This is a genomic window from Rhodococcus sp. NPDC019647 (assembly GCF_044389235.1).
GTDB lineage: Bacteria > Actinomycetota > Actinomycetes > Mycobacteriales > Mycobacteriaceae > Rhodococcus_F > Rhodococcus_F oxybenzonivorans.
In genome coordinates this window covers 97197-118720 of the sequence record NZ_JBIRXS010000024.1, presented here as the reverse complement: position 1 = coordinate 118720, position 21524 = coordinate 97197, and the positions used below count along the sequence as shown (strand labels likewise).

The following is a 21524-nucleotide window of genomic DNA, read 5'->3' as shown; positions in this document are numbered from 1 at the left end:
GTCATCGCACTCGCGATGCTCAGCCTCGGGGGCGCCCGCCCACAATTACCCGGCCGAACCCACCCACGAATGAGTCAGTAGAGCCCCTTTTTGGTTGCTCCAGCTACCAGAAAGGCGCACGGGCGCGAAGCGCCTCACCACTTCACCGGCATCTCCTCCAGCCCGGACACGAAGTTGGCGGGGCGGCGGCGCAACGGGCCGTCGTCGACGAGCGTCATGTCCGGCAACCTCGACAGCAGCTGTTCGAACATGATCCTGGCCTCGAGGCGGGCCAACTGGTTGCCGAGGCAGAAGTGGGTGCCGAAACCGAAGGCGACGTGCGGGTTCGGTGACCGTGTGATGTCGAAGCGGTTCGGGTCGTCGAACACGGTGTCGTCGAAGTTCGCCGATTCGAACAGCAACATCATCTTCTCGCCGCGTCGCAGCTGTGTGCCGAAGAAGTCGACGTCGCGGGTCACCGTGCGGCACATGTTCTTGATGGGCGAGGACCAGCGGAGCATTTCTTCGATGGCCGCCGGAATACCGTCCGGGTCGCGCACCAGACTCGCCTGCTGATCGGGGTGACGCATCAGCTGTTCCATCCCGCCGCTCAGGACGTGCCGCGTGGTTTCGTCGCCGCCGATCAATATGAGCAGGGTCTCTCCGACGATGTCCTCGTCGCTGAGGCGGTGTCCGTCGATTTCGCTGTGCACCAGAATGCTGGTGAGATCGTCCGTCGGATTCTTCCGGCGGTCGGCGATCGTGCGGTGCGTGAATTCGGTGAATGCCACGTAGGCGTTCAGCTGGGCCTGCAGGCTTTCTTCGGTGACGTTGCTGCCGAGTGCATTCATGAGATCGTCGGACCATTGCAGGAAGGTGTCGCGTTCTTCGGGGCGCACACCGAGCATGTCGCCGACCACGGCCATGGGTAACGGCGCCGCCAGATCACGGACGAAGTCCGCCTCGCCCTTGTCGCACACCGCATCGATCAACTGGTCGCAGATCTCGCGAATCCGGTCGATCTTGGCTTCTACCTTCTTGCGGGTGAAGCCCGCGTTGACCAGGCGACGATGTTGCAGGTGCTGTGGGTCGTCCATGTCGATCATTTGTGGCAGCGGACCGACTCCGGGCCTGATCCCGCCCGCGTTGGAGAACAACTCCGGATCGCGCTCCGCGCTGAGCACCGCTTCGTAGCTGGCCGCCCCGAGGATGCCGTCCGCGCGGTACACCGGTTCGTGGGCGCGCATCCAGGCGTAAGCCTCCCGCGGATCTCCGAGTTCGCCCGAGTAGAACCGCCCGTCGATCAGATCGAATTCCGGCCTGTTCCCCATCGACGTGCTCCTCAGCATTGAATCCTGCGAACCGTGCCCCGATAATAGAACGTGTTCTTACTATGACACAGAGGTATAGCGGCAAGTTCTCGCTGATCGGCGCCTCAGAATTGACACGAGTTCTCACAACTGGAGGTCGGCACGTGGGTAACAACGACGGCGACAGCGGACTCGCCAAGATGTCGGTGCTCGTCACCGGCGGCGGAAGCGGCATCGGGTGGGGCGTAGCCACGGCGTTGGTGGCAGCAGGAGCGCACATCACGATTTGTGGGCGCAATGGGGAGAAGCTGTCCTCCGCGGCGGCCGGGATCGAGGCCGACAACCCGCCCGGGACCGTCGACACGGTCGTCGCCGACGTCACCGCCGAGGACGAGGTCGTCCGCGCGGTCGCGAAGGCGAGCGAGCGCACCGGACAGCTGGACGGGGTCGTTGCCTGCGCCGGCGGAAACGAAACCGTGGGACCGGTGACGCAACTCGACGTCGACGCGTGGCGACGGACGGTGGATCTGAACGTCACCGGCACGATGCTGACGATCAAGCATTCCGCACGCGCCCTCGTCGCCGCGGGTGGTGGATCCATCGTGACCATCTCGTCGATCGCCAGCAGCAACACGCACCGGTGGTTCGGCGCCTACGGCCCGTCCAAGGCCGGCGTCGACCACCTCACCCGACTCGCCGCGGACGAATTGGGTGCGTCCCACGTGCGCGTCAACTGCATCCGGCCCGGCCTGACCCGCACCGATCTCGTCGCGCTCATCACCGACGGCGGCCCGGTCCTCGACGACTACATGGCCAACACACCCATTGCCCGAGTCGGTGAAGTGACCGACATCGCCGCCCTCGCCAAGTTTTTACTCGGGCCCGCATCCACGTGGATCACGGGCCAGATCATCAACGTCGATGGTGGTCAGATGTTGCGGCGTGGACCCGATTTCAGCTCGATGTTCGAGCCCATGTTCGGTGCGGACGCACTGCGCGGAGTGGTCGCGCCGTGAACTCACATCAGGTGCTGGGCAAGCAAGTCGACATGCCGGTGGAGATTCGGCAGGCGTCGGCATTCACGGCGATGTACTCGGTGCCGACCGGTGCCGCGCAGGAACTGATCGACTACACCGGCCTCGAGATACTGCAGTTCCGGCCCGGACGCGGCATCTGCGCGCTGGTGTTCGTCGACTACGTGGACGGAGATTTGGGCCCCTACAACGAATTCGGCGTGACCTTTCTCGTCCGCGACCACCGAACCGACAGCACCTCGGTCACACAGGATGTGAAGGCTCTGGCCAAGGGCCGGGCAGGTGCCTTGATCCATCGGCTGCCCGTCGACGGTGAGTTCACCCTCGCAGCCGGTAGGGGAATTTGGGGTTTCCCCAAGGTGCTGGCCGATTTCGACGTCGATCACGTCAGCTCCGTCAAGCGGGCGTCGGTCAGCCAGGATGGCCGGCTGATCGCTCAGTTGAGCGTTGCCAAAGGCATATCGCTTCCCGGTTCCGGTGCCGGTGCCTCCCTTACGGCGTACTCACACCTCGATGGGATCACCCGGTTCACCACTTGGGACATGAACCCGAGTGGTGTCCGATCCCGGCCAGGTGGCGCGGAGCTCAAACTGGGCAGCCACCCGATTGCCGAAGAACTGCGGTCGCTGGGCCTCCCGAAGCGGGCGTTGGTCACGTCGTCCATCCCCAACCTCCGAATGACCTTCGGCGACGCGCAACCGGTCTGACCGGGAACCCCGTGCTCCAACTCACAACAACGGAGTTCTGTATCGACAGCCACGTCGGCCCTGCGACCCAACGTATTTCACGCCCCTCTGTCACATCACCGACGTGCGGTGAAACGACGTCGCAACACGGTGCGCCGACAGTGTCTGTATGAACGATGCCGCGAGAGAACCCGGAGTTCATGTCAACGCGTGCGAGGCGTGCGGTCGGCTCCCGCACCCCCGCCGCGTCCGCCTGGCACTTGCCAAACTGTGCGCCGTCTTTCCCGTCGAACTAGTGCTCCATGCCTTGGTCATCCATGTCCACGTGTCCTACCTCGTCACCGTCGCAGTGCTCACCGTCAGCACGACGGTGTTGGTGATCTGGGTCGTCGAGCCGTCCGCGATGAGACTGCTCAGCGGGTGGTTGCACGGCCCGCCCGAGGGGAAGCACAGCCATTTCGCGACCGGACAGTCGCTCTGGCGCATCCGCGTCCGGGTGAGCGACCGCCCGGGACAGCTCGAATCGCTTGCCCACAACCTTGCGAAGCTCGACGCGAACATCCTCACGGTGCATGTCCATCACCTCGAGGGCGGGTCGCTCGACGAGTTGATTGTCGGCGCGTGCCGGGGCACGTCACCGGACGCACTGTCGACTGCCGTCGAGTCCGCGGGCGGCCTCGACGTCGGCGTCTGGCCCGCTTCGGCGCTCGCGTTGATCGACGGCCAGACCAAGGCGTTGACGCTGGCGGCGCGGGTGGCGGCCGATCCGTCCGAACTCCCCCTGTCTATCGCAGAACTTCTCGGCGCGCAGTACGTCGACACGGTCAGCGACCGGACCCACTCGAACGCCCACCCCGCCAACACGGCGTTCCTCGAAATCCCGGCCCGTGACGGGAACATGCTCGTCTTCACACGGGCTGTCGACGAGCCGTTCACGCCAGCCGAGGTGGCCCGTGCGCAGCGCCTGAGTGAGCTTGCGCAACAGACGAATTCTGTTCCACCGCTGAGCTGACCGAGAATTGTCGCTAGAGCGACACCGTCGACACTGTCTCATCCTCCGACCACACCGGACGCCGATCGAGCACGGTGGCAAGACCGAGAACAGCGAGAGCACCCACCGTGAGTGCGGCACCCATCCAGATCGGCGAGGTGAATCCGAGTCCGCAGCGATGGTCATGCCACCGAGCCACGCGCCGAGTGCGTTCCCCACATTGAAGGCGGCGATATTGAGCTCGAACGTGCACTGCAGCGCGACCACGACCTCTCCGTGGTCGAATACACGGTGCTCGACGCGCTGAACCGCCAGGACGGCTGGCATATGCGGATGGCGCAGCTCGCTCGCGGGCCGCGGCGCTCAGCAGCAGTGCCACCACCAGGTTGGTGAATCGATTGGAGAACCGGGGCCTACTCACCCGCATTCTGTGCGACGACGACCGTCGCGGTATCTATACCGAGCTCACACCTGCGGGCCGAGCCGCCTTGGACGCGGCGCGCCCCACTCACGATGCCACGCTGGAAGCGGCGCTCGATCAGGCCGCCGAGGTTCCCGAGCTCGCCCATCTCGCCCGTGTCCTGCACGATCTGCCCGGGCGAGCGGCGACGCGCGCATCGGCACGCGTCGCCGCCCACCGGAGGTCAGCCGAGCGGCGTGAAGTCGCGCGACGCGATGTAGTCAGGCCGGGGACGCGCAGCGGCGAACGGCTCGACGAGAGTGTTCTCGACGCTGTTGAACACGAGGAAGATGTTCGACCGCGGGAACGGCGTGATGTTGTTTCCCGACCCGTGCATCACGTTGGAGTCGAACCACAGCGCGGTGCCCGCAGCGCCGGTGAACTGCTCGATCCCGTACTCCGCGGCCATGTCGGTCACATCCTCCCGCCGAGGAACCCCGACTTCCTGGGAGACCAGCGAGGACGCGTAGTTGTTCTCCGGTGTGGCGCCTACACACTGGACGAAACTCTTGTGCGATCCGGGCATCACCATCAGCGAGCCATTGAACGGGAAGTTCTCGGTGAGCGTGATCGAACAGCTGACTGTCCGGGGAATCGGGAGGCCGTCCTCGGCGTGCCAGGTCTCGAAGTCGGAATGCCAGTAGAAACCCGTGCCCTTGAAACCGGGCATCGAGTTGATCCGGCTCTGGTGGATGTAGACGTCAGAGCCGAGGAGTTGCCGCGCGCGATCGAGGATTCTGCCGTCGCGGACGAGTTCGGCGACCATCGCACTGCACCGGTGGACGTCGAAAACGGAACGGACCTCGTCCGTGCCGCGTTCGGTGATGACCCGCCCGCTCTCGCGCATCTGCGCGTCGTGGGACAGCCGGTCGAGCTCCTCACGGTAGACGGCGACCTCGTCCGCACCCAGCAGGTTCTCGACGATGGTGAAACCTCGGGCCTCGTGACGCTCTAGGGCTGCGGCGTCGAAGGGGCCGTCGGAGGGCGTTCCCCACACAGCAGGTTCACTGCGCGCGATCATGGACGGCTCGGTGCTGATCCGGGTCGGGTAGTGGTCGCGGCTGTTCGTCTGTTCCTGGATCTCAGCTACCTGAGTCATATGCCCTCCTCGGCGCGTTCCTCTACTTCGGTGTTCTACGAGGACAAAGTCCTCTGATCGGCGCGCAGGCGCTGAACGGCATCGTCGAGATGCTCGGCCAGCAATTCCTGCACCTCTTCACGTGTACCCGTTCTGATCGCTTCTCGCAGCTCGTCGTGTTCCTGGGCCTGCTCCCGAATGTCCGCATAGGTGGTCTGCAGGGCCCCCAGACACATCCGCGTCTCGATCAGCAAGGTCCGAGCCGCACGAACCAACCGGGGACTCGACGCGCTTTCCACCAGAACCTGATGAAACAGCTGGTCGGCGTCCGATACGGCGGCGGCGTCACCCCGTTCGGCGGCGGCCTTCATCGCGATGACAGGTGCTTCGAGAGCGCGATAGACGTCCTCCCTCAGCCCGTCGTCGAAAATCATCTCGAGCGCACCTCGCTCGATCACCGATCGGCTCCGATAGACGTCGACGACGTCGTCGAGGGTCAGCTCCGTCACGAAGATGCCCCGGTGACGGATGCTGTGGAGGATGCCCTCGGACACCAGCCTCTGCATGGCCTCGCGTAGCGGCCCGCGCGACACCTGGAAGTGCGCGGCCAGATCCGCCTCCCCCAGCTGCGTGCCGGGCTCGAGTGCGCCCTTCATGATGGCGTCACGCAGACGATCCGCGATGAACTCGGCAGTCGATTGACGACTGACGGGTTCCAAGTCAGTCAGAGCCATGACTGTGGCCTTTCTCGAACAAGGTTCCTAACGACGGATGCACCGCCGTGTGGCCCGCGAGGCGCAGGCCTTCCCAGATGGTCACCTGGTTTGCCGTGAGGACCGGCTTGCCGAGGCGCTGCTCGAGAGTACTCAGCGCGCCCAGCGTCCTCATCGCCGTATCGGGTATGAGGAGTGCTTCCGAATGCGGGTGATCGTTTCCGACCGCGAGCTCGACCACTTCCTCCGGGCTCAGCAATCCGACTTCGGCGGCGGTATCGATGCCGGCGCTCGACATGGACAGCACCTCGACGCCGGCAGCGGCGAGGAAGTCGACGAACAACTTAGCGACGTCCTCCGGGTAGCTCGCGGCCACCGCGACGCGGGTGATCCCGAGGGCAGCCAGCGCGTGGACGAACGCGAAACTGGTGCTGGACGTGGGCACACCGGTGGCCGCGGCGAGGGCATCGGCCTGCTGCTTCGCGCCGTCGGGTCCGTAGACGAAACTGCCCGAGGTGCACGCCCACACGACGGCGTCCGGCTTCTGCTCCGCAAGGAGAGCGGCGCCGCCTGCGAGCTTCTCGGGACTGCCGAGGTCCAGCAGTTCGGGCACGGCGTGCAGGTCGGTGCCGTAGATGTGCACGACCGGCAGGTCTACCCCGAGCATGTCCGCGGCGAACGGGTAGTCGTCCTCGGCCGCGTGGTCGGGGTAGATGAATCCCACGGTGGGGGCCTGGGAGCGGGTCATGCGTTCTCCTCTGCGGGGTCGGGGGCGGATCAGAAGACGTTGCGGAGCCATTTGCCGGGTCCGGACATCGGGAGCTTCATCCGGCCGAGGCATGCCCAGATCGTGAGCTGATTGGCGGTGAGGACGGGTTTACCGAGCTCCGCCTCGAGCGGGGCGATCACGTCGTAGGTGGGGAGATTGGTGCAGCTGACGAAGATGGCTTCCGATTTCGGGTCGTCGGCGGCGATGATGCGTTCGGCGATCGTCCGGTAGTTGACCTTCCAGATTCCGCCGCCGAGTCCGAGGTGATCGGACCGCACCACGTCGGTTCCCGCCTCGTGCAGAAAACTGTGCAGCCGTTCGGTCAGCGCCGCGTCGTAGGGGGTGATCACCGAGACCTTGCTCAGCTCCAGATGTTCGATCGCCTCGAGGAGGGCGCCCGACGTCGTGATCGCGTGCTGGGCGCCTGCCTCACAGATGGCGTCGCACAGTTTCCGTTCGTGCGCAATGCCCTTGATGAAACTCCCGGACGTACAGAGGTAGGCGACGACTTCGGGTTCCACATGCATCACGTCACGGGTTGCCGTCATGAGATGCCGGCGCTCGGACACCAGTTCTGCCATCTCCAGACTCACCGGAACCGGTTCGTAAGGGGTGCGCGCGAGGTGCAGGCTCACCTCGAGCGGCGCCCATCGCCACAGCTCGCGTTCGAGCGCCAGGTCGAACGGGGCGATGATGCCGATTCCTCGCTGCGCAATTGGCCCTTCGAATTCGGGAATGTTCAGTTCCAATACCGGGCCTCACCTTCGCTTCGGCAACGCCTGAGCCTTTTCGGATTGTTGACAATCATACGAGCTACTCTTACGGTGTCAACGTGAGTCGAAAACCGATCGTCGCGGTGCTCCATGCGCAGGTCCTGCCGCGGAACGACCTTATGGCGCCGGTCGACTCGCGCGCCGAGGTCCGCTACACGGACGAGGCCGGGTTGGCTCGTGCGCTCGACGGTGCCGACGTCTTGTTCCTCTACGACTTCCTGAGCGGCGCCGTCCCGGCAGCCTGGCACGCGGCCGACTCGCTGCAGTGGCTCCACATCGCCGCCGCCGGGGTAGACCCGGTGATGTTTCCCGAGGCCCGCGACAGCGACGTCACCATCACCAATTCACGGGGCGTGTTCGACGGCGCCATCGCCGAGTACGTGCTGGCGCAGATTCTTTCGTTCGCCAAGGACCTTCCCGGATCGCAACGGTTGCAGCAGTCCCACACCTGGAAACACCGGGAGTCCGAACGCATCGCGGGGCGCACCGCGTTGATCGTCGGCACCGGTCCCATCGGACGTGCGGTGGCCCGACTGCTCCGCGCTGCCGGAATGACAGTTCGCGGATCGGGGCGCCGGGGGCACGAATCCGATCCCGACTTCGGCGTCGTTCTGCCGGCAGACGACCTGCCCGCACAGCTCGCCGACGCAGATTACGTCGTCGCAGTGGCGCCGCTCACCGAGCAGACACGGCACATGTTCTGCGCAGAGACTTTCGCGGCGATGAAGCCGGGGGCACGGTTCGTCAACGTCGGCCGCGGCGAACTCGTCCGCACCGACGACCTGGTCGAGGCGCTCCGGTCGGGGACGATCGCCGGCGCCGCACTCGACGTGTTCGACTCCGAACCGTTGCCGGCGGACCACCCGTTGTGGGACATGCCGAATGTTTCGATCACGCCACACAATTCGGGTGATTTCGCCGGGTGGCGCGATGCGCTGGTTACCGTGTTCACCGACAACTTCGAACGATGGGTCGCGGGGCACCCCCTCGAGAACGTCGTAGACAAGCAGCTCGGGTACGTCCCGAGCCGCTGAAGCAGGGGCCGACCGTCCAGGATGAAGGAGTCTCCATGAATCCCACCGACATGACCGCCGTCGAACTGGTCACGGCCTACTCGTCCGGAGAGCTGTCGCCCGTAGAGGCAACGCAGGCGATTCTCGACGCCATCACCGAGCGTGACCGCGACATCAATTCGTACTGCCTCGTCGACGCCGAACGAGCTCTCACCCAGGCGAAGAAGTCGGAGGAGCGCTGGAACACCGGCTACTCCAAGGGCCTGCTCGACGGCGTGCCGATCTCGATCAAGGACATCTTCCTCACCGACGGATGGCCGACGCTCCGCGGTTCCCAGGCGATCGACGAGGATCAGCCGTGGAATGTGGACAGTCCTGTCGCGGCCCGGCTCCGCGAGGACGGGATGGTCTTTCTCGGCAAGACCACCACTCCCGAGATCGCGTGGAAAGCGGTCACCGACAGCGCCCTGTGCGGTATCACCCGCAACCCCGCCGATCCGACCAAGACGGCCGGTGGTTCCTCCGGTGGCAGCGCGGCGGCGGTGGCAGCCGGTCTCGGCCCCTGTTCGGTGGGCACCGACGGCGGCGGCAGCGTGCGCATTCCGGCGTCGTTCTGCGGGGTCGTCGGCTTCAAACCCACTCACGGGCGGATTCCACTGTTCCCGGCGAGCCCGTTCGGGCCGCTGGCACACGCCGGTCCCCTCACCCGCACCGTGGAGGACGCCGCCCTGCTGATGGACATCATGTCGCTGCCCGACCCCCGCGACCCCACATCACTCGCCCCCTTCCCCACCACTTTTCGCGGTGAGATCGGCCGCGACGTCGTCGGACTCGGTGTCGCCTACTCGCCGACACTCGGCTACGTCACCGTCGATCCGGAAGTGCGGGCGATCGTCGATCGGGCGGTCCGGTATCTCGACTCGGCCGGTCTTCCGGTCACCGCAGCCGATCCGGGATTCACCGACCCCCTCGACGCTTTCGAACTCCTCTGGGCGGCCGGTGCGGCCGCGATGTTGAAGAACTTCCCCGAAGGTGCGCGGGACAAGGTCGATCCAGGGCTGGCACGGGTGTGGGAGCGCGGCGAGACGTTCAGCGCCGTCGACTATCTCGACGCACGGGCGGTTGCCGCGGACGTCGGCATCACGATGGGCAAGTTCCACTTCAACCACAACGTGTTGCTCACGCCCACCGTCCCCATTCCCGCATTCGAGGCCGGATACGACGTCCCACCGGGCAGCGACCTCACCAGCTGGCCCCAGTGGACCCCGTTCTCCTACCCGTTCAACCTGACGCAGCAGCCGGCGATCAGCATCCCCGTGGGCAAGACCGCCGCGGGACTACCTGTCGGGCTGCAGATCGTCGGACCGCGGCATTCGGACGACCTCGTACTCGCAGTCGCGCGGTTCGCCGAGCACGTGCTGGGCTGAATTCGATCCGCGGACCTTCGCAGCGCGTCGCACCTTCCTCAACCGGCGCGATGCGTACGGAAGGTCCGCGGATCAGGGTCCGGCGGTGTCAGGCCCGGGCAAAGCTCATTGTTTCGCCCTCGACTCCGCGCATCCACAGGTCGTTGCACGCCGCCGCCAATTCGGGGAGGCCGTCCTCGATGGCGGCGAACACATTGCCCGGCACCCATCCGACGTCACCGTTGAGCAGTAGGTTGTTGCGGCCGTAGAAGATCGCCAGGTCGGTGGCACCCTGTTCGGCATGTGCCTCGGAGCCGGGTTCGTACCCGTAGGCGGAGTTCCCGATCTCCCAGGGTTCGAAGTCGAAGAGGCACACGTCGCCGGGAATCGGTGTGACGGTGGGGTTCTCGCGGTGCGGCGCCGCGGTGATGCGCGGGATCAAGGTGTACACCTCGTTCCGCGCGTACTTGGCATGGTAGGCGTCCCCGCTCTGCGGAAGCGCGTTCCACACCGCGTCGCAGGTGCGCGGGGCGTCGTCGTCGAGAAGTCGGGCGCGACACGTCACGCCGCGCTTGTCCAGAGTAATGGTGATGTAGCGGGCCACGTTTCCTCCTTCGTAGCCCCTGTGAGTACTTATTAACCGCGGGCGGTTAATAAGTACTCACAGGGGGTTACACCTCGTCTAGCACCTCGGACCAGATCGCGAGCGCGTCTTCGACCTGCTGCTCGGACACGATGAGCGGTGGAACCATGCGTACCACGTTCATGTAGGCGCCGCAGGTCAGCAGGAGCAGGCCCTTCCGAGCGGCCAATTGCTGGGCTGCGGTCGCCGTCGCACGGTCCGGCGTTCCGTCGGGCGCGGTGAATTCACTACCGACGAGCAGTCCCAGTCCCCGCACGTCCCCGACTCCCGCACCGGCGGTGCGGCGAGCACCCTCGAGGAGCTGCGCCCCTCGCTCCGCAGCGTTGGTGACAAGCCCCTCCTTCTCGATCACCTCGAGCGTCGCGACCGCGGCAGCGCAGGACACGGCGTTGCCGCCGTACGTTCCGCCCTGCGAACCCGGCCATCCCTTGGCCATGAGTTCGGCCGACGCCGCGATTCCCGACAGCGGGAACCCGCTGGCGAGGCCCTTGGCGATGGTGATGATGTCGGGCCGGACGTCGAAATGCTGATGCCCGAAGAACTTGCCGGTGCGGCCGAATCCGGTCTGAATTTCGTCGATGACGAGGAGGATTCCGTACCGGTCGGCGCGCTCGCGCAGTCCGTGGAAGAACGTCGTGTTGCCGGGCACGTAGCCGCCCTCACCGAGTACCGGCTCGACCACGAAAGCCGCGGTCTCGTTCGGCGCGGTGAGCGTGGCGAAGATGTAGTCCAGCTCCTTCAGCGCGAAGGCCGTAGCTTCTTCCTCCGACCAGCCGTAGCGGTAGGCGTTGGGGAACGGGGCAACGTGGACACCGCCCATCAGCGGACTGAACCCCGCCGAGAAACGGGTACCCGAGGTGGTCATCGTCGCCGTCGCCACAGTGCGGCCGTGGAAGCCACCGTGAAAGACGATTACGTTCGGCCGCCCGGTCGACTGACGGGCAAGGCGCAGGGACGCTTCCACTGCCTCACTTCCCGAGTTCGCGAAGAACAGCGAGTCGAGGTTTTCGGGCAGCACCGCACCGAGCCGCTCCGTGAGTTCGAGCAACGGCTGGTGCATGACCGTCGTGTACTGGCCGTGGATGAGCGAGCCGACCTGCCGGCGGGCAGCCTCGACGACGTGGGGGTGGCAGTGGCCGGTGCTGGTTACCCCGATTCCCGCGGTGAAGTCGAGGTAACGGCGGCCGTCCGTGCCGTAGAGGTAGCACCCTTCACCGTGGTCGACCGTCACGGGTGTGGCTTGTGCGAGCAGCGGAGATAACCGAGTCACGAGAACCCTCCCACGCGTAGATGCCGCCGATCGTGCCGCAGCAATTTGCATTGTCAGATTGTTGACAATCTGTATATCATGGGCGGCATCACTTCGGCAACGGAGAATGGGGAAGAAACATGCTCGAGGAAGCAGCAATTCGTTCGGTCCAGACCGGTCTCTTCATCGGCGGGAAGTGGCGTGACAGCGCCCGCACCATGCCGGTCGACGACCCGTCGACCGGACAGATCCTGTGCACGGTCGCTGACGCCGACGCCACGGAGGCCCGCGAGGCGCTCGACGCGGCGGTGGCGGCGCAGCCGTCGTGGGCCGCCACCACTCCCCGCGAACGCAGCAGCATCCTCATGAACGCGCACCGCCTGCTGCTCGACAACACCGATCGGCTCGCCCTCGTCATGACCCTCGAGATGGGTAAGCCGCTCACCGAGGCGCGCGGCGAAATCGCCTACGCCGCCGAGTTTTTTCGGTGGTTCGCCGAGGAAGCAGTCCGTATCGACGGCGGTTACATGACCGCACCCGGAGGTGGGTCGCGATTCGTGGTGACCCGGCAGCCCGTCGGACCGAGCCTGCTCATCACTCCGTGGAACTTCCCCATGGCGATGGGAACCCGCAAGATCGGGCCGGCCATTGCTGCCGGATGCACGTCGGTGATCAAACCCGCCGCGCAGACTCCACTCTCCATCCTCGCCCTCGCCGACATCCTCACCGAAGCGGGACTGCCCGATGGTGTGGTCAACGTGGTGACCACCTCTCGACCGGACGAGGTGATCAGTCCGCTGATCCTCGACGGCCGCGCCCGCAAGCTGTCGTTCACGGGATCGACCGCGGTGGGCAAGCACCTCCTCGAACTGTGCGCGCGCACGGTGATGCGCACTTCGATGGAACTCGGCGGGAACGCGCCGTTCCTCGTCTTCGACGACGCGAATCTCGACGACGCCGTCGACGGGGCCATGGCGGCGAAGATGCGCAACATCGGCCAAGCCTGCACCGCCGCGAACCGAATTCTCGTGCACAGTTCGGTCGCCGAGGAGTTCACGCGCAAGCTCACACAGGGGATGGAGGCCCTGCCCGTCGGGCGCGGCACCGAGGACGGCGTCGTGGTCGGACCGCTGATCGACGAGGCGGCGGTCGCGAAGGTGAGCACTCTCGTCGCGGACGCGGTCGGGCGCGGCGCCTCGGTTCTGACCGGTGGCGAACCACTCGACCGCCCAGGTAACTTCTACCCAGCAACCGTACTGACGGGCGTGCCGGACGACGCCGAGATGTGCCACCACGAAATCTTCGGGCCCGTGGCGGCGATCAGCACCTTCGACACCGAGGCGGAGGCGATCGAGCGGGCCAACGACACCCCGTACGGGCTGGTGGCGTACGTCTACACCGAGAACCTCAAACGCGGGTTGCGAGTCAGCGAAGCTCTCGAAACGGGAATGGTGGGCCTCAACCAGGGAGTCGTGTCCAACCCGGCGGCACCGTTCGGCGGGGTGAAGGAATCCGGGCTGGGCCGCGAGGGTGGGCTCACCGGCATCGACGAGTTCCTCGAAACCAAGTACATCGGAGTCGCGATGTGAGTGCGACTCCGGCCGGCAGGTGCCCTACAGCCAGGTGTCTTCCGACGACGTCGTGAGAAAAGCCTCGAGGTCGTCACGCCACGGCGCAGGCACAGTCTTGTCGGGTTCGATGCCCGTGTACTGCCCGCGGTAGAACAGCAGGGGTCGCTCCTCGCGGATCTCGCTGAGCGAAGACACGCGGCCGAACACCACCCAGTGATCGCCGCCGTCGTGCACGGTCTCGAGTGTGCAGTCGATGTGGGCGAGGGAACCGGTGAGAATGGGTGAGCCCAGCGGCGACTCCGTCCAGTCGATCCCGGCGAACTTGTCCGGGTCGCCGGACCCGAATCGCGCACACGTCGACTGCTGCTCCTCGGCGAGCACGTTGACGCAGAAGATGCCACTGCGTTCGATGGCCGCCCACGACCTCGACGTCTTGGTGGGACAGAACAGCACGAGCGGGGGCTCGAGGGACAGCGCGGCGAAGGACTGGCACGCGAAACCTACCGGTGTGCCGTCGTCGGTCGTGGTGACGATGGTGACACCCGTACAGAACTGACCCAGCACCGTGCGGAACCGGCGCGGGTCGATCGCCTGCTCCGCAAGGTCCGCACTGTCCGCCCTCTCGCTCACGACTGCATCCCGACACCGAAGTCGTGACCCCACAGACTGACCGCCGTGCTCTCTCTCGCCACCCAGCTCTCGTCTTCGACCTGTCTTCCCTCGCAGCCGAACTCGATGTCGAAGCCGCCTGGGGTCTTCATATAGAAAGAGAGCATGAGGTCGTTGACGTGGCGGCCGAGGGTCGCCGACATCTTCACCTTCTTCCGCAGTGCGCGGTCGAGGCAGAGCCCGACATCGTCGGAGTTCTCCACCTCGATCATGAGGTGCACGATCCCGCTGGGCGTGGGCATCGGCAGAAACGCGAGGCTGTGGTGGCGCGGATTGCAGCCGAAGAACCGCAGCCACGCCGGTTTCCCGTCGGCCGGCCGCCCGACCATCTGCGGCGGCAATCGCATGGAGTCGCGCAGACGGAACCCGAGGACGTCGCGGTAGAAGCGCAGCGAAGCGTCGTCGTCGGTGGTGGAAAGGACGACGTGGCCGAGCCCCTGTTCGCCGGTGACGAATTTATGCCCGTAGGGGCTGACCACGCGGCGGTGCTCGAGGGCCGCACCGTGGAATGCCTCCAGTGTGTTGCCCGACGGGTCCTCGAAGGTGATCAGCTCGTCGACCCTGCGATCCTGCAGCTGCTCGGCCGTTCCCTCCTTGAAGGGCACGCCTGCCGTCGAGAGGTTGTTCCGGACCTGTTCGAGCTCTGCGGCATTCGCGGTTTCCCATCCCGACACCGACAGTCGGTCGTGGTCGCCGGGGAAGATGACGAGCCGAGCCGGAAAGTCGTCCATCCGCAGATACAGGGCATCGGGATTGCTGCCTTTCCCCTCGACCATGCCCAGAACTTTGAGTCCGTACTCACGCCACGCGGCCATGTCGGTGGCTTCGATACGCATGTATGCCAGTGACCGAATACCCATCACTTGCCCCCGTCCAGGAGGAAATCGGCTGCCAATCGGTTGAATTCGTCGAACTTCTCGAGCTGCGCCCAGTGCCCGCACCCACCGAACACGTGCAGTTGCGCGCGCGGGATCAGCTTGAGTGCCACCAGCGCCCCGTCGAGCGGATTGACCCGGTCCTCTCGTCCCCAGATCAACAGGACCCGCTGACGGAGCTTGTACGCGTCCCGCCACAGCATGCCCTGCTCGAAGTCCGCGGAGGAGAACGACTTCCCCATCGCCTTCGCCGCCGCCAGCGACTCCGGGGTACTTGCTGCAGCAAAGCGTTCGTCCACCAATTCGGGGGTGATCAATTTCTGGTCGAACACCATGATGCGCAGAAACGCCTCGAGGTTTTCGCGGGTGGGCTCGTAGCTGAACTTGCCGAGGTTTTTGACGCCCTCGGTCGGGTCGGGGGCGAACAGGTTGACGCTCAACCCGCCCGGGCCCATCAGGACGAGACGTCCTGCGCGGTCGGGATAGTCGAGAGCGAACCGCACTGCGGCACCGCCACCGAGGGAATTGCCGAGCAGGTGGACGCGTCCGCTGATGTCGAGGGTGCCGAGCAGATCGTTCAGCGCCGAGGCGCTGTGCACGAAGTACTGCGGGTGCTCGGTGGGCTTGTCAGACGACCCGTAACCCGGTTGATCAACCGCCAAGACGTGGAACTTTTCGGCAAGAACCGGAATGTTTCTCGCAAAGTTCGACCACGACGACGCGCCGGGTCCACCGCCGTGCAGCAGCACGATCGTGGGGCCGTTCCCGACGCCGGCCTCGTGATAGTGCAGTCTCAGGTCGGGCCGTACCTGCGCGAACTTCGATGTGGACTCGAACGTGAGGGCTTCCTCGGTCGTCGTCACGTGTTCTCCTAAACCATCGTGTCCGTGATCGGCAAACCGAATTCACCGGTCCCGTACATGACGTAGGCCCGCTCGGGATCATTCGCCGCGTGCACGCGTCCGGCATGCGCGTCTCGCCAGAAACGCTGCAACGGTGTGCCGTTGGCCAGCGCCGTGGCACCGGAACTCTCGAACAGCTTGTCGATCGACGAAATGGCCCGGCCCGTGGCGCGTACCTGGTCACGTCGCGCGCGGAGACGGAGCTCGAAAGGCACGTCGCGCCCCGCGAGAAGACACGCGTACTCGTCGGCCACGTTGCCCGACAGCTGCCGCCAGGCGGCGTCGATGTCGCTGGACGCCTCGGCGATCCGGACCTTGGCGAACGGATCGTCCTTTGCCTTCTCACCGGCGAATGCTGCGCGGACACGCTTGCCCTGATGCTCGACGTGTGCGTCGTACGCGCCGTAGGCCATACCGACGATCGGAGCGGAAATCGTGGTCGGATGAATCGTCCCCCACGGCATTTTGTACACCGGGGCGGTGTTCTGCTCGAGCCCCGGAGCTGTCAGGTTGCTCATCGCCTTGAAACTCAGGAAGCGGTGGCGGGGAACGAACACGTCCTTCACCACCACCGTGTTGCTGCCGGTTCCCCTCAGTCCCACCACGTTCCACACGTCGTCGATGCGATAGTCCTCGCGGGGAATGAGGAAGCTGCCGAAGTCGACCGGCCGCCCGTCCTTGATAACGGGACCACCGAGCACTGCCCAGCTGGCGTGGTCACACCCGGACGACCATGCCCAGGCACCGTTCACCGTGTAACCACCGTCGACCACCTGGCCGGCGCCCATCGGGGCGTAGGAGGACGAGATGCGCACATCGGTGTCCTTGCCCCACACATCTTCCTGCGCCTGCTGGGTGAAGAGGCCGAGATGCCAGTTGTGAACTCCGATGATCGACGAGACCCATCCGGTGGAGCCGCAGGCACTCGCGATCTTCCGCACCGCGGAGTAGAACAGCACCGGATCGGCCTGCAAGCCGCCCCACTGCTCCGGCTGAAGCAGTTTGAAGAAGCCGGACTCCTGGAGTGCCTTGATCGATTCGTCGGGGATGCGACGTAGATCCTCGGTTTCCTGCGCGCGCTCTCGCAGTGTCGGCAGTAGCGCCTCGAGCCGCTGCATCACCTCGTGACTGTCATGGTCACCCACAGGACGCTCCTGTCTCGTCGATGGTTCACTCACTCTCTGAGACTAGAACACGTTCCCATTTCTGTCGAGACTCAGGGAAAGACGCAGTTCGACGGCCCAGCGCTCGAAGAAAGCCGCTCGAAATCTGGCGAATCGTGGGGAACTTCTATAACGTGTTCTACTGACAGCATGAAGGGATGTGAGGGCACAATGGCGCAGATTCGCGAGATCGATGTAGGCACTGTCCAGACCCGCTTCGCGCGTGGTTGGCACTGCCTCGGCTTGACCAAGACATTCAAGGACGGCAATCCGCATTCGGTCCTGGCTTTCGGCACCAAGCTCGTAGTCTTCGCCGACAGCAAAGGCGAACTGAAAGTTCTGGACGCCTACTGCCGTCACATGGGCGGTGACCTCTCCCAGGGCTCGGTCAAGGGCGATTCCGTCGCGTGCCCGTTCCACGACTGGCGCTGGGGTGGCAACGGCAAGTGCACGAGCATTCCCTACGCACGCCGGGTGCCGCCGATCGCGCGCACGCGGTCGTGGACCACGCTGGAGCGGAACGGGCAGCTCTTCGTCTGGAACGACCCCGAGGGCAATCCGCCGCCAGACGAGGTGACCATCCCCCGGATCGACGGCGCGTACAGCGACGAATGGACCGACTGGACCTGGAATTCGATGCTGATCGAGGGCGCCAACTGCCGCGAGATCATCGACAACGTGGTCGACATGGCGCACTTCTTCTACATCCACTACGCATTCCCGACGTACTTCAAGAACGTCTTCGAAGGCCACATCGCGACCCAGTACCTCAACACGAAGGGTCGCCCCGACGTGGGGATGGCGACGCAGTACGGCATGGAGTCGCTGCTGCGCTCCGAGGCCGCGTACTACGGGCCGTCCTACATGATCAATCCGCTGTGGAACAGCTACGGCGGGTACGAGGTCGAGAGCGTCCTCATCAACTGCCACTATCCGGTGACGAACAATTCGTTCATGCTCCAGTACGGCGTCACCGTCAAGAAGCCGACCGGCATCGACGACGACACCGCCGACAAGCTGGCGGCCAAGTTCACCGAGGGCATCGCCGAGGGCTTCCTGCAGGACGTCGAAATCTGGAAGAACAAGACCAAGATCGACAACCCCCTGCTGTGCGACGAGGACGGCCCGGTCTACCAGCTGCGACGGTGGTACGACCAGTTCTACGTCGATGTCGCCGACGTCACCGAGAAGATGACGCAGCGTTTCGAGTTCGAGGTCGACACCACCAAGGCCAACGAGGCCTGGCAGCACGAGGTGGAGGAAAACCTGGCCCGGCAGAAGGCCGAGCGAGAGGCCGCGGAACAGACGGTGACCGCCGGCTCCGAGAACAAGGAAGCGCAGGTCTGATCATGAGTGCCTCGACCGAATGGGCCAAAGCTCCCGACTACGCCGGGCAACCTGCTCGGCTCGAGGCCATTCATGCGCAGACGATGGCCGACAAGGCCAACTACCTCGACGACGGAATGAACGAGGTCGAGTGCCGCACCTGCGGCACCTGCGTCCTGGTGCGCAAGAACAGTCTCAAACACACCAGTGTCCAATGGACGAGCGACCCGGCGAAGACGTGTCCGACGTTTCGCGACCGGGCCGCGGAGGGGCAGCCCACCGCCCTTCAGGACGGCTGCCCGCGGCTGTGGGACAGCATCAACCACGCGGTGATGGAGGGGTTCATCGACGTGCGCGATCACCTCGAATAGCCGTCCGGTTCCACCCTGCTCTCGCCCGATGTGACAGGGGTGCAGTTCAACTGCGCCCGACGGCACATCGGGCGAAGCTGTGTGGACCCCTTTCGCCTGCGAACCCGGCGACTTACGCTGAAAGTGCCGTCGGACACGGCGGTTTCCGCCGAGCCGGAGGCAACCCATGACAGGCCGAATCGTGCATTTCGAGATCCCCTTCGACGACGGTGAGCGCGCCCGCGCCTTCTACCGTGACGCGTTCGGCTGGGCCATCGCCGAGATCCCGGAGATGGACTACAGCATGGTCACCACCGGACCGGTGGGCGAGAGCGGAATGCCCACCGAGCCCGGGTTCATCAACGGCGGCATGATGCAGCGCGACGAGGTGGCCTCCCCCGTCGTCGTCGTCGACGTCGAGAGCATCGACGCCGCACTGGAGAAGGTCGAATCGCTCGGCGGGAAGACGGTCACCGGCAGGACACCCGTCGGCACGATGGGGTTCGCCGCGTACTTCACTGATACCGAGGGCAACGTCGTCGGGCTCTGGGAAACCGCCCACTGACCTGTGAGTACTTATTAACCGCCCGCGGTTAACAAGTACTCACAGGCGGCGTAGCCGCACTCACAGGCGCTCTTTTTGCAGCTCCAGCGCGATGTCGATGAGCTGATCTTCCTGCCCACCGACGAGCTTGCGCTTGCCTGCGCGGACGAGGAGTTCGGCGGACGAGACGCCGTACCGCTCGGCTTGGCGTTCGGCGTGCTTGAGGAAGCTCGAGTACACGCCTGCGTACCCCATCATCAGCGCCTGGCGGTCGAGGAGACACTCGGCCGGCATCGCCGGCCGGACCACGTCCTCGGCGGCGTCGGCGATCGCAAAGAAATCGATACCGGTCTTGACGCCGATCTTGTCGCACACTCCCACGAACGCCTCGACGGGGGCGTTGCCGGCACCGGCCCCGAACCGTCTTGTGCTGCCGTCGATTTGCTTAGCTCCCGCGCGCACCGCGGCTATCGAGTTGGCCACTCCGAGACCGAGGTTCTCGTGGCCGTGAAACCCCACCTGCGCGTCCGACCCCAGTTCCTGCACCAGCGCTTCGACCCGGTCGGACACCTCCTCGAGGACGAGGGCACCGGCCGAGTCGACGACGTAGACGCACTGGCATCCGGCGTCCGCCATGATCCGCGCCTGCTTGGCGAGCTTCTCCGGCGCAATGGAGTGGGCCATCATGAGGAAACCGACGGTTTCGAGGCCGCGCTCGCGGGCCAGTCCGAAGTGCTGGATCGAGACGTCCGCCTCGGTGCAATGGGTCGCGATCCGGCAGATCGACGCGCCGTTGTCCTGGGCGACGATGATGTCGTCCTTGATCCCCAGACCGGGCAGCATCAGGAAGGCGATCTTCGCGTTCTTCGCCGTGTCGACGGCGATGGAGATGAGTTCCTGCTCGGGCACCTTGGAGAAGCCGTAGTTGAACGACGAACCGCCCAACCCGTCACCGTGAGTGACCTCGATGACGGGCACTCCCGCATTGTCGAGGGCACCGACGATCGCCCGCACCTCGTCACCGGTGAACTGATGGCGCTTGTGGTGGGAGCCGTCCCGCAACGACGTGTCGGTGACGCGAATGTCCCAGCTGGGGTCGAAGTGGACCATCGTGCTCACGCCTCCACGCTCAGGAGCTTCTGGGCGATCTCTTCGCCCACCTTGGTTGCCGCTGCGGTCATGATGTCGAGGTTGCCTGCGTACGGGGGCAGGAAGTCGCCGGCGCCCTCGACCTCGACGAAGGTCGTGACCGTGGCCTGTCCGCCGGACACGACGCTGGGGTCGTCGAACTGCGGTTCGTTGAGCAGCCGGTAACCGGGGACATACTGCTGGATGTCCGCGACGACGCGGTGGATGGATTCGGTGATGGCGGCCCGGTCGGCATCCTCGGCGATCGCGCAGAAGATCGTGTCGCGCATGATCATCGGCGGGTCGGCGGGGTTGAGGATGATGATGGCCTTGCCGCGCTGCGCTCCGCCGATGGTCTCGATGCCACGGCTGGTGGTCTTGGTGAACTCGTCGATGTTGGCGCGGGTGCCGGGGCCGGCGGAGACCGAAGCGACCGAGGCGACGATCTCGGCGTAGGGCACGGACACGACCCGGGACACCGCGTACACGATCGGGATGGTGGCCTGCCCTCCGCAGGTGATCATGTTGACGTTGGGGGCGCCGAGGTGTTCACGCAGGTTGGCCGGCGGAACGACGGCGGGCCCGACCGCGGCCGGTGTCAGGTCGATCGCCCGGATGCCTGCTGCCTCGTATCGGGGCGCTGCCTCCCGGTGCACGTAGGCGGAGGTCGCCTCGAACACCAGGTCGGGCTTCTCCGGCTGGTTCAGTAACCAGTCGACGCCCTCGGCGGACGTCTCCAGACCCAGCTTGCGTGCCCGGGCGAGGCCCTCGCTGTCAGGATCGATGCCGATCATCCATCGCGGCTCGAGCCACTCGGATCGCTGCAGTTTGTAGAGCAGGTCGGTGCTGATGTTGCCCGAACCGACGATCGCCACACTTGCCTTGGTCATGA

At 65.3% G+C, this 21524-nt stretch carries 22 protein-coding genes and 2 pseudogenes; 10 read left to right on the top strand and 14 right to left on the bottom strand.

Features of this window, described 5'->3' with window-relative positions:
* Positions 1–134: 134 nt before the first annotated feature.
* Positions 135–1310: a cytochrome P450 gene (locus tag ACH49N_RS29810; RefSeq protein ID WP_358276323.1), complete on the bottom strand. Its 1176-nt coding sequence runs from the start codon at positions 1308–1310 to the stop codon at positions 135–137.
* 143 nt (positions 1311–1453) lie between these two features.
* Between ACH49N_RS29810 and ACH49N_RS29805 the strand changes: the two genes are divergently transcribed.
* The 3 genes from ACH49N_RS29805 to ACH49N_RS29795 all read left to right on the top strand — a co-directional run bounded on the left by ACH49N_RS29805 (position 1454) and on the right by ACH49N_RS29795 (position 4021).
* Positions 1454–2305: an SDR family oxidoreductase gene (locus ACH49N_RS29805; RefSeq protein WP_358276321.1), complete on the top strand. Its 852-nt coding sequence runs from the start codon at positions 1454–1456 to the stop codon at positions 2303–2305.
* Positions 2302–3030, top strand: coding sequence for an acetoacetate decarboxylase family protein (locus tag ACH49N_RS29800; protein WP_358276319.1), 729 nt, complete (start codon positions 2302–2304; stop codon positions 3028–3030). The genes ACH49N_RS29805 and ACH49N_RS29800 overlap by 4 nt, the downstream gene beginning before the upstream one ends.
* 148 nt (positions 3031–3178) lie before the next feature.
* On the top strand, positions 3179–4021 hold the full coding sequence (locus ACH49N_RS29795; RefSeq protein WP_358276318.1) for an amino acid-binding protein: 843 nt from the start codon (positions 3179–3181) through the stop codon (positions 4019–4021).
* Between the two features lie 13 nt (positions 4022–4034).
* Here the strand turns inward: ACH49N_RS29795 and ACH49N_RS29790 are convergent.
* Positions 4035–4237, bottom strand: a pseudogene (locus tag ACH49N_RS29790) (MFS transporter); the annotation flags it as partial.
* Between ACH49N_RS29790 and ACH49N_RS29785 the strand changes: the two are divergent.
* A pseudogene (locus ACH49N_RS29785) lies at positions 4232–4596 on the top strand (MarR family winged helix-turn-helix transcriptional regulator); the annotation flags it as partial. The pseudogenes ACH49N_RS29790 and ACH49N_RS29785 sit on opposite strands and share 6 nt — an antisense overlap.
* 48 nt (positions 4597–4644) lie before the next feature.
* Here the strand turns inward: ACH49N_RS29785 and thpD are convergent.
* Genes thpD through ACH49N_RS29765 form a run of 4 tightly spaced genes read right to left on the bottom strand, consistent with a single transcriptional unit; the run spans position 4645 to position 7769 of the window.
* Positions 4645–5559, bottom strand: a complete 915-nt coding sequence (gene thpD / locus ACH49N_RS29780) for an ectoine hydroxylase (RefSeq protein WP_358276316.1) — start codon at positions 5557–5559, stop codon at positions 4645–4647.
* 35 nt (positions 5560–5594) lie between these two features.
* Positions 5595–6272: a GntR family transcriptional regulator gene (locus ACH49N_RS29775; protein ID WP_358276314.1), complete on the bottom strand. Its 678-nt coding sequence runs from the start codon at positions 6270–6272 to the stop codon at positions 5595–5597.
* Complete coding sequence (locus tag ACH49N_RS29770; RefSeq protein WP_358276313.1) at positions 6259–6999, bottom strand: maleate cis-trans isomerase; 741 nt, start codon at positions 6997–6999, stop codon at positions 6259–6261. Before ACH49N_RS29770 ends, ACH49N_RS29775 begins: the two co-directional genes overlap by 14 nt.
* Positions 7000–7028: 29 nt before the next feature.
* Positions 7029–7769 (bottom strand): Asp/Glu/hydantoin racemase, encoded by a 741-nt coding sequence (locus tag ACH49N_RS29765; RefSeq protein WP_159919109.1) that lies wholly within the window; start codon positions 7767–7769, stop codon positions 7029–7031.
* A gap of 83 nt (positions 7770–7852) precedes the next feature.
* On the opposite strand from ACH49N_RS29765, the gene ACH49N_RS29760 reads away from it, so the two are divergent.
* Both ACH49N_RS29760 and ACH49N_RS29755 read left to right on the top strand, forming a co-directional pair.
* On the top strand, positions 7853–8827 hold the full coding sequence (locus ACH49N_RS29760; RefSeq protein ID WP_358276312.1) for a D-2-hydroxyacid dehydrogenase: 975 nt from the start codon (positions 7853–7855) through the stop codon (positions 8825–8827).
* A 35-nt stretch (positions 8828–8862) separates the two neighbouring features.
* Entirely contained in the window at positions 8863–10233 is a 1371-nt protein-coding gene (locus tag ACH49N_RS29755) for an amidase (RefSeq protein ID WP_358276309.1), read from the top strand.
* A gap of 88 nt (positions 10234–10321) precedes the next feature.
* Here ACH49N_RS29755 and ACH49N_RS29750 read toward each other — a convergent pair whose 3' ends face one another.
* Positions 10322–10816, bottom strand: a complete 495-nt coding sequence (locus ACH49N_RS29750; protein WP_109326674.1) for a DUF3830 family protein — start codon at positions 10814–10816, stop codon at positions 10322–10324.
* A 67-nt stretch (positions 10817–10883) separates the two neighbouring features.
* Positions 10884–12125: an aminotransferase class III-fold pyridoxal phosphate-dependent enzyme gene (locus tag ACH49N_RS29745; RefSeq protein WP_358276307.1), complete on the bottom strand. Its 1242-nt coding sequence runs from the start codon at positions 12123–12125 to the stop codon at positions 10884–10886.
* Positions 12126–12244: 119 nt separating this feature from the next.
* Between ACH49N_RS29745 and ACH49N_RS29740 the strand changes: the two genes are divergently transcribed.
* Positions 12245–13693, top strand: a complete 1449-nt coding sequence (locus tag ACH49N_RS29740; protein ID WP_358276306.1) for an NAD-dependent succinate-semialdehyde dehydrogenase — start codon at positions 12245–12247, stop codon at positions 13691–13693.
* A gap of 24 nt (positions 13694–13717) precedes the next feature.
* On the opposite strand, the gene hsaB is transcribed toward ACH49N_RS29740, so the two are convergent.
* Genes hsaB through hsaA form a run of 4 tightly spaced genes read right to left on the bottom strand, consistent with a single transcriptional unit; the run spans position 13718 to position 17239 of the window.
* Positions 13718–14305, bottom strand: a complete 588-nt coding sequence (hsaB, locus tag ACH49N_RS29735) for a 3-hydroxy-9,10-secoandrosta-1,3,5(10)-triene-9,17-dione monooxygenase reductase subunit (protein WP_358276305.1) — start codon at positions 14303–14305, stop codon at positions 13718–13720.
* Complete coding sequence (gene hsaC / locus ACH49N_RS29730) at positions 14302–15204, bottom strand: iron-dependent extradiol dioxygenase HsaC (RefSeq protein WP_358276303.1); 903 nt, start codon at positions 15202–15204, stop codon at positions 14302–14304. The genes hsaB and hsaC overlap by 4 nt, the downstream gene beginning before the upstream one ends.
* Positions 15204–16082 carry a 4,5:9,10-diseco-3-hydroxy-5,9,17-trioxoandrosta-1(10),2-diene-4-oate hydrolase gene (hsaD, locus tag ACH49N_RS29725; RefSeq protein WP_358276302.1) on the bottom strand — a complete coding sequence of 293 codons (879 nt, stop codon included), beginning with the start codon at positions 16080–16082 and terminating at the stop codon, positions 15204–15206. Before hsaD ends, hsaC begins: the two co-directional genes overlap by 1 nt.
* Positions 16083–16090: 8 nt before the next feature.
* The gene (gene hsaA, locus ACH49N_RS29720; RefSeq protein ID WP_358276326.1) at positions 16091–17239 is read right to left on the bottom strand and encodes a 3-hydroxy-9,10-secoandrosta-1,3,5(10)-triene-9,17-dione monooxygenase oxygenase subunit; all 1149 of its coding nucleotides are present in this window, start codon (positions 17237–17239) and stop codon (positions 16091–16093) included.
* 216 nt (positions 17240–17455) lie between these two features.
* Here hsaA and ACH49N_RS29715 point away from each other — a divergent pair, with 216 nt between their 5' ends.
* The 3 genes from ACH49N_RS29715 to ACH49N_RS29705 all read left to right on the top strand — a co-directional run bounded on the left by ACH49N_RS29715 (position 17456) and on the right by ACH49N_RS29705 (position 19525).
* Positions 17456–18631 carry a Rieske 2Fe-2S domain-containing protein gene (locus ACH49N_RS29715; RefSeq protein WP_159919101.1) on the top strand — a complete coding sequence of 392 codons (1176 nt, stop codon included), beginning with the start codon at positions 17456–17458 and terminating at the stop codon, positions 18629–18631.
* 2 nt (positions 18632–18633) lie between these two features.
* Positions 18634–18981, top strand: coding sequence for a hypothetical protein (locus tag ACH49N_RS29710; RefSeq protein WP_159919100.1), 348 nt, complete (start codon positions 18634–18636; stop codon positions 18979–18981).
* Positions 18982–19147: 166 nt separating this feature from the next.
* Positions 19148–19525 (top strand): VOC family protein, encoded by a 378-nt coding sequence (locus ACH49N_RS29705; protein ID WP_358276299.1) that lies wholly within the window; start codon positions 19148–19150, stop codon positions 19523–19525.
* Between the two features lie 60 nt (positions 19526–19585).
* Here the strand turns inward: ACH49N_RS29705 and dmpG are convergent, their stop codons facing one another.
* Positions 19586–20614 carry a 4-hydroxy-2-oxovalerate aldolase gene (dmpG, locus tag ACH49N_RS29700; RefSeq protein WP_358276325.1) on the bottom strand — a complete coding sequence of 343 codons (1029 nt, stop codon included), beginning with the start codon at positions 20612–20614 and terminating at the stop codon, positions 19586–19588.
* Positions 20615–20619: 5 nt separating this feature from the next.
* Positions 20620–21522, bottom strand: coding sequence for an acetaldehyde dehydrogenase (acetylating) (locus ACH49N_RS29695; protein ID WP_358276297.1), 903 nt, complete (start codon positions 21520–21522; stop codon positions 20620–20622).
* Positions 21523–21524: the final 2 nt, after the last annotated feature.